Below are 14254 nucleotides of genomic sequence, written 5' to 3' on the forward strand. Positions count from 1 at the left end.
TTCGAATTGGCGCTCGATCAGTTGCCGATCAGCGCCTGGACTTGCGCAATCTTGTGCTCGAGTGTGACCATGTCCTGGCACCGCAATGTGGCATGGCCAACCTTGCGTCCGGCCTTGAACGCCTTGCCATAGTGGTGCAGGTGGCAGTCGTCGATGGCCACGACCTGCTCCACTGGGGGGACTTCACCGATGAAGTTGAGCATGGCGCTCTCTCCGACCTTGGCAGTCGAACCCAATGGCAAACCGGCGATGGCACGCACGTGGTTTTCGAACTGGCTGCACTCGGCGCCTTCGATGGTCCAGTGCCCGGAGTTGTGCACGCGCGGTGCAATTTCATTGGCCTTGAGCCCACCGTCGACCTCGAAGAATTCGAACGCCATGACCCCGACATAATCGAGTTGTTGCAACACGCGACCGACGTAGTCTTCAGCCAGCGCTTGCAACGGATGCGCCTGACTGGCGACCGACAGGTGCAGGATGCCGCTGTCGTGCGTATTGTGCACCAGCGGATAGAACCGCGTTTCACCATCGCGGGCCCGGACCGCGACCAGCGATACTTCACCGGTAAAGGGTACGAAGCCTTCGAGCAGGCACGGCACGCTGCCCAGTTCGGCAAAGGTGCCGACCACGTCTTGCGCGGTGCGCAGGACTTTCTGGCCCTTGCCGTCATAGCCCAGGGTGCGGGTCTTGAGCACCGCTGGCAGGCCGATGCTCGCCACTGCGGCGTCCAGGTCTGCCTGGGACAGGATGTCGGCGAACGCGGGGGTGGGGATCCCCAGGTCACGGAACATGCTTTTCTCGAACAAGCGGTCACGGGCGATGCGCAGGGCCTCGGCACTTGGGTACACCGGCACGAACTGCGAAAGAAACGCCACGGTCTCGGCCGGAACGCTCTCGAACTCGAAGGTAACCAGGTCAACCTGATCGGCCAGCTGACGCAGGTGTTCCTGGTCGCCATAGCCCGCGCGCAGGTGCTCGCCCAGAGAGGCGGCACAGGCATCGGGCGCCGGGTCGAGGAAGGCGAAGTTCATGCCCAGCGGAGTACCCGCCAGTGCTAGCATGCGGCCCAACTGGCCGCCACCGATTACACCGATTTTCATGGGTTGAACCTCAAGCCTGACGCGGATCTGGATTGTCCAGCACGGTGTCGGTCTGTTCCGTGCGGAACTGCTTCAACGCCGCGTGGTACTGAGGGTGCTTGGCGCCAAGGATGCTGGCCGACAACAGCGCGGCATTGATTGCGCCCGCGCGGCCGATGGCCAGGGTGGCAACCGGCACGCCGGCAGGCATCTGTACGATCGACAGCAACGAATCAACGCCCGAAAGCATCGACGACTGCACTGGCACGCCCAGCACCGGCAGGTGGGTCTTGGCCGCGCACATGCCAGGCAAGTGGGCTGCACCACCGGCACCGGCGATGATCACCTCGATGCCCCGGCCATCAGCCTCTTCGGCGTACTGGAACAGCAGATCCGGCGTACGGTGGGCGGAAACTACCTTCACCTCGTAAGGAATGCCGAGTTTTTCCAGCATATCGGCGGTGTGGCTAAGGGTGGACCAATCGGACTTGGAGCCCATGATCACGCCAACCAGTGCACTCATCGTCGAGCCTCTCCTGCAAGCGCCTTCTGGCGCGCTAAAAGCAACAAGCCACGCAGGTGGACCGGCGTGGCTCGTCATACGGATTATGAATCGACCGGGTCGGCCGAAGGCGCAGGATTGTAGCGTATTCATGGAGGGAGCGCCCACCCCCATAAGCACATGCCGGATCAAAGGGCAAGCTGTCTCGCGGGACAAGTTTTCCCGCTCTAACGGCTATGGCTACAGCGACAAGAATCGCGGATTATCTGAAATACACTTCAAATTGATGCCTCGCCCTGAACGCCGGTCGACTCCAGTTTGCGCCACAGCAAACGGACGTTGGCCTTGCGGACCAAGGCGCAGCGGTACAGGCGAATTTCCAGCGGCACGTGCCACTGGCTGCCACCACAGATCGCAAGTTCTCCACGCTCCAGTTCGCCGCGCATGGACAGGCGCGGTACCCATGCCACCCCCATCCCCTCCAGGGCCATGCTCTTGAGGCTGTCAGCCATGGCGGTTTCATAGACGGTGGTGTAACGCAGATTGCGCTGGCGCAGCAGCAGGTTCACCGAACGACCCAGGAAGGCACCGGCGCTGTAGGCCAATAATGGCACGCTGGTTTCACCCTCCAGGGTAAACAACGGTTTGCCTTCTGCATCCACGGCACAAACGGGCAGCATTTCGGTGGTGCCCATATGCAGCGAGGGAAAGATTTCGGCATCCATCTGCAAGGCTGCGTCAGGGTCGTAGAACGCTAGCATCAGGTCGCAGCCGCCTTCCCTCAAGGCATGCACTGCATCGCCGACGTTGGTGGCAACAAGCCGGGTGGCGATGTTCAGCCCATCGTTGCGCAGTTGGGCCACCCAGCGTGGGAAGAAGCCCGATGCGAGCGAGTGCGCGGCTGCCACTTGAATCACTTCGCCCTGACCACCTTCAAGATGATGCAAATGGCGAAGAATTTCGCTCAGCTGGTCGACAACCGTGCGGGCCGTTACCAAAAACAGCTGGCCCGCCTCTGTCAGCTCGATGGGGGTGCGGGATCGGTTGACCAGGGTAAGGCCCAGGGCCGCCTCCAGGCTACGAATCCGCCGGCTGAAGGCCGGCTGCGTTACGAAGCGCCGCTCCGCCGCCTGGGAAAAACTGCGGGTCGAGGCCAGGGCACTGAAGTCCTCCAGCCATTTGCTTTCTAGGTTCATCGGGCCGCTCCCCTGCCGTGCACCAAAATGGAACACGCTCGAAAATCAATCGGCGTCACATCTATCACTATGCCGTTTGTGCATAGGTTAGCGTGCAACAGCATTGGCCGCAAAAACACCTTAGGGCCTAGGATTGGCGCCATTCCGGCATGTGCCGGGTCAAACTCGAGATGATATTTATCATGTCCGCTGCTGCATCGTTCCGCGTCGAAAAAGATCTGTTGGGCACACTTGAAGTTCCTGCCGATGCCTACTACGGCATCCAGACCCTGCGCGCTGCCAACAACTTCCACCTCTCTGGCGTTCCTCTGTCGCACTACCCCAAGCTGGTCGTGGCCCTGGCCATGGTCAAGCAGGCCGCTGCCGACGCCAACCGTGAGCTGGGCCACCTGAGCGATGCCAAGCACGCTGCCATCAGTGCAGCCTGCGCCCGTCTGATCAAGGGCGACTACCACGAGCAGTTCGTGGTCGACATGATCCAAGGGGGTGCCGGTACCTCCACCAACATGAACGCCAACGAAGTCATCGCCAACGTCGCGTTGGAGGCCATGGGTCACCAGAAAGGTGAGTACCAGTACCTGCACCCCAACAACGATGTGAACATGGCGCAGTCGACCAACGACGCCTACCCCACTGCTATTCGCCTGGGCTTGCTGCTGGGTCACGACGCCCTGCTGGCCAGCCTTGAGAGCCTGATCCAGGCCTTCGCCGCCAAAGGCAAGGAATTCGACCACGTACTGAAGATGGGTCGCACCCAGCTGCAGGATGCCGTGCCGATGACCCTGGGCCAGGAATTCCGCGCCTTCGCCACCACCATGACCGAAGACCTGCAGCGTCTGCGCTCGCTGGCACCTGAGCTGCTCACCGAGATCAACCTGGGTGGCACCGCGATTGGTACCGGCATCAACGCCGACCCGGGCTACCAGGCCCTGGCTGTACAGCGTCTGGCAACCATCAGTGGCCAGCCGCTGGTACCGGCTGCCGACCTCATCGAAGCCACCTCCGACATGGGCGCCTTCGTACTGTTCTCCGGCATGCTCAAACGCACCGCGGTCAAGTTGTCGAAGATCTGCAACGACCTGCGCCTGCTGTCCAGCGGCCCACGTACCGGCATCAACGAGATCAACCTGCCGGCTCGTCAGCCCGGCAGCTCGATCATGCCAGGCAAGGTGAACCCGGTGATCCCGGAAGCCGTAAACCAAGTGGCCTTTGCCATCATGGGCAACGACCTGGCCCTGACCGTCGCGGCCGAAGGAGGCCAGCTTCAGCTGAACGTGATGGAGCCGTTGATCGCCTACAAGATCTTCGACTCGATTCGCCTGCTGCAACGCGCCATGGACATGCTGCGCGAGCATTGCATCGTCGGCATCACCGCCAACGAACAGCGCTGCCGTGAACTGGTCGAGCACTCGATCGGCCTGGTCACCGCCCTGAACCCTTACATCGGCTACGAAAACGCCACCCGTATCGCTCGCGTTGCCCTGGAAACCGGCCGCGGTGTGCTTGAGCTGGTGCGTGAAGAGAAGCTGCTGGACGACGCGATGCTCGACGACATCCTGCGTCCGGAAAACATGATCGCCCCGCGTCTGGTTCCGCTGAAGGCCTGACCAGAACGCTGTAACCGTCTCACCAGGTCGAGGGACTAGACACCTCTCAACCTTTCCTAAGCCCGGGCGTATGCTTCGGGCTTTTTTTTGCCCGCCCGGTGCCGATTGGCAGCCATCGACGACACTCGGCATACAACTTGCTCGATAATGCGTCCCAGACCCACGGGACCACTCCGCATGCTGCACAGCCACCTGACTACCCTCAACGCGGTTTCGCTGATCCTCAACGTCTTTCAGGCCCAAGGCTGCGAGGCCTCGGAGCTGCTAGCCGGCAGCGGCATAGGCCCAGCGGACCTTGGCCATGCCGATGCACGCATCACGACCCAGCAGGAACTGCAGGTCTGTGCCAACGCCGTGGCCCGCCGGGAGGACATTGGCCTGGAGTTGGGCCAGCGCATGCGCGTGTCTGCCTACGGCATGCTGGGGTACGCGCTGCTGTCCAGTGCCACTTTGGGTGACGCCCTGGGCCTGGCATTGCAGTATCCGGCACTGCTGGGAACAGTTTTCACCTTGCGCCTGCTCGACGACGGCCACCGTGTCTGGCTCAGCGCCAGCGATTACCGGGATAGTCCTGCGCTGAGCGCTTTCAACGCCGAATTCTGCCTGGTGTCGTTGAAGGTCATCTGCGACGACTTGCTAGGCCATGATCTGCCGCTGCTTGGGGCGCGCTTCGAGCACCTGCGCCCGGGTTACCACGCGCGCTACAGGCGCCTGTTTCAGTGCCCAATCACCTTCGCCTCGCCTGACAACGCCTTCGCCTTCGAGCGGCACTGGCTGAACGCGCCACTGCCTCTGGCCGACCCGATCACCCACAAGGCCATGAAGGAGCGATGCCGACGCCTGAACCTAGAATTCACCGGCCGGCAGGCATGGTTGGGGCGCGTTCGCCAACTGCTTGTCAACCAACTGGAAGCGGCGCCGGGCCTGGAGGGCCTGGCACGGCAGATGAATTGCTCGTCCCGTACACTTCGCCGTCACCTGCAGGCGCTGGGCAGCAGCTATCAGCAATTGCTCGATGAGTTGAAGTTCGAACGGGCCAAGGAACTGCTCGCCGACGGGCACATGCCGATCCACCGCATTGCCGAAACGCTTGGGTACAGCGAGACGGCCAGTTTCCGTCACGCCTTTGTGCGCTGGAGTGGCGTGGCGCCGACTCGGTTTCGCGGGTAAGCCTGCTGGTAGGCCTAGGGTAGCTGCCTCACACGATGAAGGTGTTCGACGTTGGCCATATCTATCCCCTTTTGGCCGGTTCAGATGTTCTCGCTGAGCGGCCCGTTCGTGACAATGAAGGCACGCCAGTACCCACCGGAGAACAACAATGCTGACGATCTATTCCGATGATCACCGCCTGCACCATGGCCGCTGCGAGCTGATCGATGGCAAGCTCATGCCTTGCTTCGAGATGCCTTCGCGTGCCGACCATGTCCTGGCCCAAGTCCGCAAACGCGAGCTGGGTGAGGTCAAAGGCCCTGATGATTTTGGCCGTACGCCATTGCTGCGCGTGCACAGCGCCGATTATCTCGACTTCTTCGAAGGCGCCTGGGCGCGCTGGGCAGCCATGGGCCAGGAGGGCGATCTGCTCCCCTATACCTGGCCTGCTCGCACGCTGCGGGCGGTCAAGCCTACAGGGTTGCACGGCGAGCTTGGTTACTACAGCTTCGATGCAGGTGCTCCGATCACGGCAGGCACCTGGCAGGCCGCCTACAGCGCAGCCCAGGTCGCGCTCACGGCGCAAGCGGCCATCGAGCAGGGTGCCCACGCCGCGTTCGCATTGTGTCGTCCACCGGGGCACCACGCGGCAGGCGACGTGATGGGGGGCTACTGCTACCTGAACAATGCAGCCATCGCTGCCCAGGCCTTCATCGACCAAGGACGGGCAAAGGTTGCCATCCTCGACGTGGACTACCACCACGGCAATGGTACCCAAGACATTTTCTACAGCCGCGCCGATGTTTTCTTCGCCTCCATCCATGGTGATCCTCAGGACGAATTCCCCTTCTTCCTGGGCTATGCCGACGAAACCGGGGCGGGTGCCGGCGAGGGCTGCAATGTGAATTATCCGCTACCGGCAGGCAGTGACTGGTCGACCTGGCGCGCAGCCCTGGAAGACGCTTGCGAACGCATCGCCGCGTATGAGCCTGAGGTAGTGGTGGTGTCGCTGGGGGTGGACACGTTCAAGGATGATCCGATCTCCCAGTTCAAGCTCGACAGCCCTGATTACCTGGAGATGGGCAAGCGCATCGCGCAGCTCGGCAAGCCCACCCTGTTCGTGATGGAAGGTGGCTATGCCGTGGAAGAAATCGGCATCAACGCCGTCAACGTGCTCGAAGGCTTCCAGCGCGCACAACCCGGAGCTCGATAATGGCCACGATCAAACAGCTACTCGCCCCTCTCGTCGCTGCGGTACTGTGCGCAGGCACCCTGCCCGCCCAGGCCGAACAGCGCACGCTGCGCGTGTACAACTGGTTCGACTACATCACCCCGCAGACGCTGACCGACTTTCAGAAGGACAGCAGTGTGAAGCTGGTGTATGACATCTTCGACACCAATGAAGCGCTGGAAGCCAAGTTGCTGACCGGCAACTCTGGTTACGATGTGGTGGTACCGTCCAACGTGTTTCTGGCCAAGCAGATCGAGGCCGGCGTATTCCAGCCGCTCGATCGCAGCAAACTGCCGAACTGGCAGCACCTGGACCCGGCCCTGATGAAGTTGATCGAAGCCAACGACCCCGGTAACCGCTTTGCCGTGCCGTACATGTACGGCACCATACTGATCGGCTTCAACCCGGCCAAGGTCAAGGCTGCGTTGGGGGAAAACGCACCTGTGGACAGTTGGGACCTGATCTTCAAGGAAGAGAACATCGCCAAGCTCAAGCAATGTGGCGTGGCCCTGCTCGACTCACCCTCCGAGATCATGCCGCTGGCCCTTCAATACCTGGGCCTGCCGCCCAACAGCGAAAACCCGCAGGACTACAAGAAAGCCGAAGCCCTGTTGCTGAAAATTCGCCCATCCGTCACCTACTTCCACTCCTCCAAGTACATGGCAGACATGGCCAACGGTGACATCTGCGTCGCTGTGGGCTACAGCGGCAGTTTCTCGCAGGCTGCCAACCGTGCCCGCGAGGCCAACAACGGTGTCGTGGTGGACATGCGCCTGCCCAAGGAAGGGGCGCCGATCTGGTTCGACATGCTGGCAATTCCAAAAAATGCTGCCAATCCGCAGGACGCTCACGCCTTTATCAATTACCTGCTCCGGCCTGAAGTGATTGCGCCGATCAGTGACTTCGTGGGCTATCCGAACCCGAATAAAGACGCTACGGACAAGGTGAGCCCAGCGATTCGCAACAACCCCAACTTGTATCCAACCGCCGATGCAATGACCAAGCTGTATACGCTAAAGCCACTGGCTCGCGATGCAGAGCGCGCACGCACACGGGCATGGACACGCATCAAGTCCGGATCATGACCACCTGCGGCTGGGGTCGTGGCCCCAGCCGCTCTTCACGGTGCGCCGTTCAAGACCGCCAGGCCTTGCGTAGCTTCAGCAAGGCCTCGGCGATTTCCCTTTCAGGCACTGCCGCAAAGCCCACTACCAGCCCTGCCCGTTTATCCACAGGGCACGTGCTGTCATCCAGCCAAAAATGGCTCAAGGGCGTCACTTCCACGCCAACTGCTTCGGCCTGGGCCACTAACGCCCTTTCCCGGCTGACGTTATCCACAGCCAGTGTGACATGCAGGCCAGCTGCGATATCCGGCATGGCGCCCATGCCTTGGATACCGGTAGGCCACCCGGCCAGTATCGCGTCGCGCCGTGCAAGGGCGGCCTTGCGCATGCGCCTTATATGCCGCTGAAAATGCCCACGCGCCATGAACTCCGCCATCACGCATTGACTGCTGATTTCCGAATGCCGGGAGGCCAGCGCCCTGCCCTGGCTGAAGGGTTTGGCCAATGCGGGCGGCAACACAAGATAACCAAGGCGCAGGGCTGGGAAAGCGATCTTGCCGAAGGTACCGACGTACAGGACCCGTCCATGTTGGTCCAGCGCAGCCAAGGGCGCCAGGGGCGCACCGCTGTAACGGTACTCGCCGTCGTAATCGTCTTCGATGATCCAGCCCTGGGTACGGCGGGCCCAGGCCAGCAGCTGTAGGCGTCGGGCCAGGCTCATGGTGACACCTGTCGGGTACTGGTGAGCCGGAGTCACGTAGGCCAGCCGACATTTTTCCAGCCGTTCGAGCTCGGTGCAATCCATTCCCTGTGCATCAACGGCGATACCCCTTACCTCAGCTCCGCTCAAAGCAAAGGCATGGCCTGCGGCGCGATAGCCCGGGTTTTCCACAGCCACGGTATCGCCAGCGCCTAGCAGCAACTGTGAACAAAGACTGATGGCGTCCTGTGCGCCATGGGTGATCACAATTTGTGCAGCTGTACAATTCAGCCCTCGCGAACGGCGCATGTAAGTAGCGATCAGCTCACGCAAGGCGGGTTCACCCGCCGGGTCCCCATAGCTCAACCTGGCTGGAGACGGATTACGCCAGAAAGCCGCTTGCAGCTTGGCCCAGACGTCGAAAGGAAATAGGTCGAACGCGGGCAGGCCGACGCGAAACGCTCGTGGCTTGCCACCTCTGGGGGGTGCCAGATGATGTTTTTCGAGCAGTTGCAAGGCGGTATCAGCACGGCTGTAACTGGATAAATCCTCAGTGTCAAACGAAGAGTTTGTGGATAACCTTGTTGATAACCCAGGGTATAAGCCTGTGGATAGATGTGTGGACAGTTTGCTCGATGTTCCTACATAGGTCCCATCACCGACCCGCGACTCGATGAAACCCTCCGCGTGAAGCTGCTCGTAGGCCTGGACAACGCTGTTGCGCGAAATGCCCAACATCCTGGCTATTTCCCGGGTTGCAGGCAGCCGAGTACCGCTGCCCAGGCGACCATCGAGCATTCGTTCCCGTAGGGCTTGATACAACTGCTGGCTGAGCCCCAGACGGCGGTCTAGCGTGATCCCGGCAGGGTCGAAGGAAAGATCGTGATGCAACTCGCTCACGGCATTGGCTCTATCAAAAGCGAAGTAAATGGCTCTTACCGAGAGCCAATCTTGTGCATAGCATCACCCTTATACCTGCAATCGAACAGGCTGCGCACACGTGCCAGCTGCCAAGGGATAGCCCATGACGAACATTACCTTACGCCCGGTAACTGCCAACGACCACGCCACTTGGCTTGCCCTGTGGCAGGCCTACTTGCAGTTCTACAAGACAGAACTGTCCGAGACGGTCAGTCTCACGACCTGGGGGCGTCTGCTCGATACTCGCGAGCCCACGCACTCGGCACTCGCCTGGCTGGATGAGAAAGCGGTGGGCATGGTCAACTTCATCTACCATCGTTCCAACTGGAGCATCGAGAATGCCTGCTACCTGCAAGACCTGTACGTGGCTGGCGAGCAGCGTGGCTTGGGTATTGGCCGCCAACTGATTCAGCACGTCTATCAGGCGGCGAGCGCGGACGGCTGCACCAAGGTGCACTGGTTAACCCATGAAACCAACTCCACTGCCATCGACCTGTATGAGCGGGTAGCCGAGCGCTCAGGGTTCATTCAATTCCGTAAAGGGGTCTAGGCCAGCATGAGCGATACATTGAACTGGAAGCCGGCCAGCGCGCCCACGGCGCAGCCTATCGATGGGCATTTCATTCGCCTGGAAAAACTCGAGCCTGCACGGCATGGCGACGATCTATGGGAGGTGCTGCAAGGTGCGGCTGCCGATCCAGCGCTGTGGGATTACCTGCCTTATGGCCCATTTGCCGAGCGCGCAGGGTTCGACCGTTGGCTGCAAGTCAACGCTGCGGGTACAGACCCACTGTTCTTCACCGTCATCGATCGCACCTCGGGCCAGGCGCAAGGGCTGCTCAGCTTGATGTCGATCGTGCCCGATCATGGTCGCATCGAGATTGGTCACGTTGCCTTCGGAGCCGCGATGCAGCGAACGCCCAAGAGCACCGAGGCGGTGTATCTGCTGGCAAGACTTGGCTTTGCGCTCGGTAACCGACGCCTCGAATGGAAGTGCAACAACGCCAATGCTCGCTCCAGACGCGCAGCTGAGCGATTGGGCTTCGTTTTCGAAGGCGTGTTCCGAAAGCATCTGGTGGTAAAGGATCACAACCGGGATACCGCCTGGTATTCGATTACCGATGACGAGTGGCCGCAGGTGGCCGCCGCTTTCGAGCGCTGGTTGAGCGCTGAGAACCAAAGCCCGGCAGGTCAGTTGCGAACGCTCGAGGCATGCCGCCTGGCAAGCCCTTGAAGCAACGTACCCTGATAAAAAAGGGGAGCATTGCGCTCCCCCGAGGTTAACCCATGGTCAAGGGATCAGGTTCAGCCCTCGATCTCGATCAGGATTTCGCCCGGCGTCACGCGATCGCCCTTGCCCACGTGGATGGCCACGACCTTGCCCGCGATAGCCGCCTGCACTTCGGTTTCCATTTTCATCGCCTCGGTGATGAGCACAGCCTGCCCGGCTTTGACCGTATCGCCTTCCTTGACCAGCACATCGACGATGTTGCCAGGCATGGTGGTGCTGACATGGCCCGGGGCGCTGGCCTGCTTGCGCTTGCTGCTACCGCCGCTGACGAACTCGTTGAGCGGCTCGAACACCACCTCTTCCGGCATGCCGTCGATCGACAGGTAGAAGTGACGCTTGCCCTCTGCCTTGACGCCTACACCGGTGATGTCCACGCGGTAGGTTTCACCGTGCACATCGATCACGAATTCGGTCGGTACGCCTTCTCCGCCCGGGGCGGAAACGGCGCCGGCTTCAGGGATAGGCAGCAGCGCTTCGGGGGCCAGGGTGCCGGCCTCGCGCTCTTCCAGGAACTTGCGGCCAATGTCCGGGAACATGGCGAACGTCAGCACGTCCTCTTCACAGCGCGCCAGGGCCCCGATGTCGGCACGCAGCTTGGTCATCTCCGGTTTGAGCAGATCGGCCGGGCGTACATCGATCACCTCTTCGCTGCCGATCGCTTGCCGACGCAGTTGCTCGTTGACCACCCCCGGCGCCTTGCCGTAACCGCCTTGCAGGTACAGCTTCACCTCGTTGGTGATGGTCTTGTAGCGCTCACCGGCCAGTACGTTGAAGAATGCCTGGGTGCCGACGATCTGCGAAGTGGGGGTAACCAGCGGTGGAAAGCCCAGGTCTTCACGCACACGCGGGATTTCCGCCAGCACTTCGTTCATGCGGTTCAGCGCGCCCTGCTCCTTGAGCTGGTTGGCCAGGTTGGAAATCATGCCGCCTGGGACCTGGTTGACCTGCACGCGGGTATCCACGGCAGTGAACTCGCTTTCGAACTGGTGATATTTCTTGCGTACGGCATAGAAATACAGGCCGATCTCCTGCAGCAGCTCCAGGTCCAGCCCGGTATCGAACTCGCTGCCTTTGAGCGCCGCCACCATGGACTCGGTACCCGGATGGCTGGTGCCCCAGGCGAAGCTGGAAATGGCGGTATCGATATGATCAGCGCCGTTTTCCACAGCCTTGAGCTGACACATGGCAGCCAGGCCCGCGGTGTCGTGCGAGTGAATGAAGACCGGCAGCGACTGCTCGGCTTTCAGTGCCTTGACCAACTCGCCGGTGGCAAACGGGGTGAGCAGGCCGGCCATGTCCTTGATGGCGATCGAGTCGCAACCCATGGCCTCCATCTGCCTGGCCTGATTCACGAACGCCTCGATGGTGTGCACCGGGCTGGTGGTGTAGGCGATGGTCCCCTGGGCGTGCTTGCCCGAGGCTTTGACCGCCTCGATGGCCACACGCAGGTTACGCACATCGTTCATGGCGTCGAAGATGCGGAATACATCGATGCCATTGACGGCGGCCTTGGCGACGAATGCCCTGACCACATCGTCGCTGTAGTGACGGTAACCCAGCAGGTTCTGGCCGCGCAGCAGCATTTGCAGGCGCGTGTTGGGCAGTGCTGCACGCAGCTTGCGCAGGCGCTCCCACGGGTCTTCCTTCAAGAAACGCACACAAGCATCGAAGGTGGCGCCACCCCAGACTTCCAGTGACCAATAACCGACCTTGTCGAGTTTCTCGCAGATCGGCAGCATGTCTTCGGTGCGCATGCGGGTGGCCAACAGGGACTGGTGGGCGTCGCGCAGGATCGTATCGGTTACGTGAATCTTCTTGGACATTGTTATCTCCTCGTCGCGGCAAGCTTCGCGCCTCAGTCGGCCTGCACAGACGCGTTGGCGCCGGCTGGCAATCTGGGTTCGCAGCGTGCAGCTGTATTCAAATGCCTGCGTGGGCGGCGATGGCGGCAGCGATGGCCAGGGCCAGCTCTTCGGGTTTGCGCTTGATCGAATAGTTGGTCAGTTCCGGGTGGGTCTCAACGAAGCTGGTGTTGAACTGACCGCTACGAAATTCCGGATTACGCAGGATTTCCTGGTAGTACGCCGCGGTGGTCTTGACCCCCTGAACGCGCATGTCATCCAAGGCCCGCAGGCCGCGATCCATGGCCTCTTCCCACGTCAATGCCCACACCACCAGCTTCAGGCACATCGAGTCGTAGAACGGTGGAATGGTGTAGCCGGTGTAAATGGCGGTATCGGTACGTACACCTGGGCCACCCGGCGCGTAATAACGGGTGATCTTGCCAAAGCTGGGCAGGAAGTTGTTCTTCGGGTCTTCGGCATTGATCCGAAACTGCAGGGCATAACCACGGTGCTGGATATCTTCCTGCTTCACCGACAGGGGCAGGCCCGATGCGATGCGGATCTGCTCACGCACGATATCGATACCGGTGATTTCCTCGGTGATGGTGTGCTCGACCTGCACGCGTGTGTTCATTTCCATGAAGTACACTTCGCCATCGGCCAGCAGAAACTCCACGGTACCGGCATTCTCGTAGTCCACCGCCTTGGCTGCACGCACTGCCAGGTCGCCGATGTACGCGCGTTGCTCGGGCGTGAGTTGAGGGCTCGGAGCAATTTCGATGAGCTTCTGGTTACGCCGCTGGATGGAGCAGTCGCGCTCGAACAAGTGCACGACATTGCCGAAGCTGTCGCCGAGAATCTGCGCCTCGATGTGCTTGGGGTTGACGATGCACTTTTCCAGGAACACTTCTGCCGAACCGAATGCCTTGGTGGCCTCGGAGATCACACGCGGGAAGTTCTGCTCCAATTCTTCACGGCTGTTGCAGCGGCGGATACCACGGCCGCCACCGCCCGACGTCGCCTTGAGCATGACCGGATAACCAATGCGGTCGCCTTCACTGAGCGCCTCGTGAATGTCGGCGACGTTACCCTCTGTGCCAGGGGTGACCGGAACGCCTGCGGCGATCATGGTGCGGCGCGCTTCGGTCTTGTCGCCCATGCGGCGAATGACGTCGGCAGCGGGCCCGATGAACTTGATCCCGCGCTCGGCGCAGATCTCGGCCAACTCCGCGTTTTCCGAGAGAAAACCATAGCCAGGGTGCAGGGCATCGCAGCCCGTTTCCACGGCCAGGTTCACCAGCTTGCGCGGGTTCAAATAACCGGCCAGTGGCTCTGCGCCAATGCTGTAAGCCTCGTCTGCACGCTTTACATGCAGCGCATGCCGGTCGGCGTCGGAAAAGATCGCTACCGAGCGGATGCCCATTTCGGCGCAAGCGCGCACGATCCGAACTGCAATTTCACCTCGGTTGGCGATCAGGATTTTTTTTATCACTGGATTCTTCCCAAAGCCGTATGAACAGTCGACACGGTTCTACCGGTCGGCGCGTGACCCGTTGTTGTTTGGCCAGTCGCAGATTCACCCTAGCGCTGTAGGTCGATAAACAAAAATCAATATTTGTTAGGGGCAGTATTAGAAAAAGCTTATAGTGAAGTTACAAGGTATTGCCGAC

At 60.9% G+C, this 14254-nt stretch carries 12 protein-coding genes; 6 read left to right on the forward strand and 6 right to left on the reverse strand.

Annotated elements, in window-relative coordinates:
• Positions 1 to 17 precede the first annotated feature (17 nt).
• The 3 genes from B2Y33_RS01875 to B2Y33_RS01885 form a co-directional block, all read right to left on the reverse strand.
• Complete coding sequence (locus B2Y33_RS01875) at positions 18 to 1100, reverse strand: 5-(carboxyamino)imidazole ribonucleotide synthase (protein WP_027913340.1); 1083 nt, start codon at positions 1098 to 1100, stop codon at positions 18 to 20.
• 10 nt (positions 1101 to 1110) lie between these two features.
• Positions 1111 to 1602: a 5-(carboxyamino)imidazole ribonucleotide mutase gene (gene purE, locus B2Y33_RS01880; protein ID WP_023532690.1), complete on the reverse strand. Its 492-nt coding sequence runs from the start codon at positions 1600 to 1602 to the stop codon at positions 1111 to 1113.
• 257 nt (positions 1603 to 1859) lie between these two features.
• Complete coding sequence (locus B2Y33_RS01885; protein WP_027913339.1) at positions 1860 to 2777, reverse strand: LysR substrate-binding domain-containing protein; 918 nt, start codon at positions 2775 to 2777, stop codon at positions 1860 to 1862.
• A 182-nt stretch (positions 2778 to 2959) separates the two neighbouring features.
• Here B2Y33_RS01885 and aspA point away from each other — a divergent pair, with 182 nt between their 5' ends.
• The 4 genes from aspA to B2Y33_RS01905 all read left to right on the forward strand — a co-directional run bounded on the left by aspA (position 2960) and on the right by B2Y33_RS01905 (position 7849).
• A complete protein-coding gene (gene aspA / locus B2Y33_RS01890) occupies positions 2960 to 4384 on the forward strand; it encodes an aspartate ammonia-lyase (protein WP_023532531.1) in 1425 nt (474 codons plus the stop codon).
• A 177-nt stretch (positions 4385 to 4561) separates the two neighbouring features.
• Positions 4562 to 5554: an AraC family transcriptional regulator gene (locus B2Y33_RS01895; RefSeq protein ID WP_028686789.1), complete on the forward strand. Its 993-nt coding sequence runs from the start codon at positions 4562 to 4564 to the stop codon at positions 5552 to 5554.
• A 148-nt stretch (positions 5555 to 5702) separates the two neighbouring features.
• On the forward strand, positions 5703 to 6746 hold the full coding sequence (locus B2Y33_RS01900; RefSeq protein ID WP_027913337.1) for a histone deacetylase family protein: 1044 nt from the start codon (positions 5703 to 5705) through the stop codon (positions 6744 to 6746).
• On the forward strand, positions 6746 to 7849 hold the full coding sequence (locus B2Y33_RS01905; protein ID WP_027913336.1) for a polyamine ABC transporter substrate-binding protein: 1104 nt from the start codon (positions 6746 to 6748) through the stop codon (positions 7847 to 7849). The genes B2Y33_RS01900 and B2Y33_RS01905 overlap by 1 nt, the downstream gene beginning before the upstream one ends.
• Before the next feature lie 49 nt (positions 7850 to 7898).
• Here B2Y33_RS01905 and B2Y33_RS01910 read toward each other — a convergent pair whose 3' ends face one another.
• Positions 7899 to 9428, reverse strand: a complete 1530-nt coding sequence (locus B2Y33_RS01910) for a PLP-dependent aminotransferase family protein (protein ID WP_236165471.1) — start codon at positions 9426 to 9428, stop codon at positions 7899 to 7901.
• 124 nt (positions 9429 to 9552) lie between these two features.
• On the opposite strand from B2Y33_RS01910, the gene B2Y33_RS01915 reads away from it, so the two are divergent.
• Both B2Y33_RS01915 and B2Y33_RS01920 read left to right on the forward strand, forming a co-directional pair.
• Positions 9553 to 9999: a GNAT family N-acetyltransferase gene (locus tag B2Y33_RS01915; protein WP_206405085.1), complete on the forward strand. Its 447-nt coding sequence runs from the start codon at positions 9553 to 9555 to the stop codon at positions 9997 to 9999.
• A gap of 6 nt (positions 10000 to 10005) precedes the next feature.
• Positions 10006 to 10683: a GNAT family N-acetyltransferase gene (locus tag B2Y33_RS01920; protein WP_059183519.1), complete on the forward strand. Its 678-nt coding sequence runs from the start codon at positions 10006 to 10008 to the stop codon at positions 10681 to 10683.
• Between the two features lie 71 nt (positions 10684 to 10754).
• Here B2Y33_RS01920 and oadA read toward each other — a convergent pair whose 3' ends face one another.
• Positions 10755 to 12563, reverse strand: coding sequence for a sodium-extruding oxaloacetate decarboxylase subunit alpha (gene oadA / locus B2Y33_RS01925; protein WP_027913332.1), 1809 nt, complete (start codon positions 12561 to 12563; stop codon positions 10755 to 10757).
• Between the two features lie 97 nt (positions 12564 to 12660).
• The gene (locus tag B2Y33_RS01930; protein ID WP_027913331.1) at positions 12661 to 14076 is read right to left on the reverse strand and encodes an acetyl-CoA carboxylase biotin carboxylase subunit; all 1416 of its coding nucleotides are present in this window, start codon (positions 14074 to 14076) and stop codon (positions 12661 to 12663) included.
• Positions 14077 to 14254: the final 178 nt, after the last annotated feature.

It is taken from the genome of Pseudomonas sp. UBA5666, assembly GCF_002420785.1.
Lineage (GTDB): Bacteria > Pseudomonadota > Gammaproteobacteria > Pseudomonadales > Pseudomonadaceae > Aquipseudomonas > Aquipseudomonas fulva.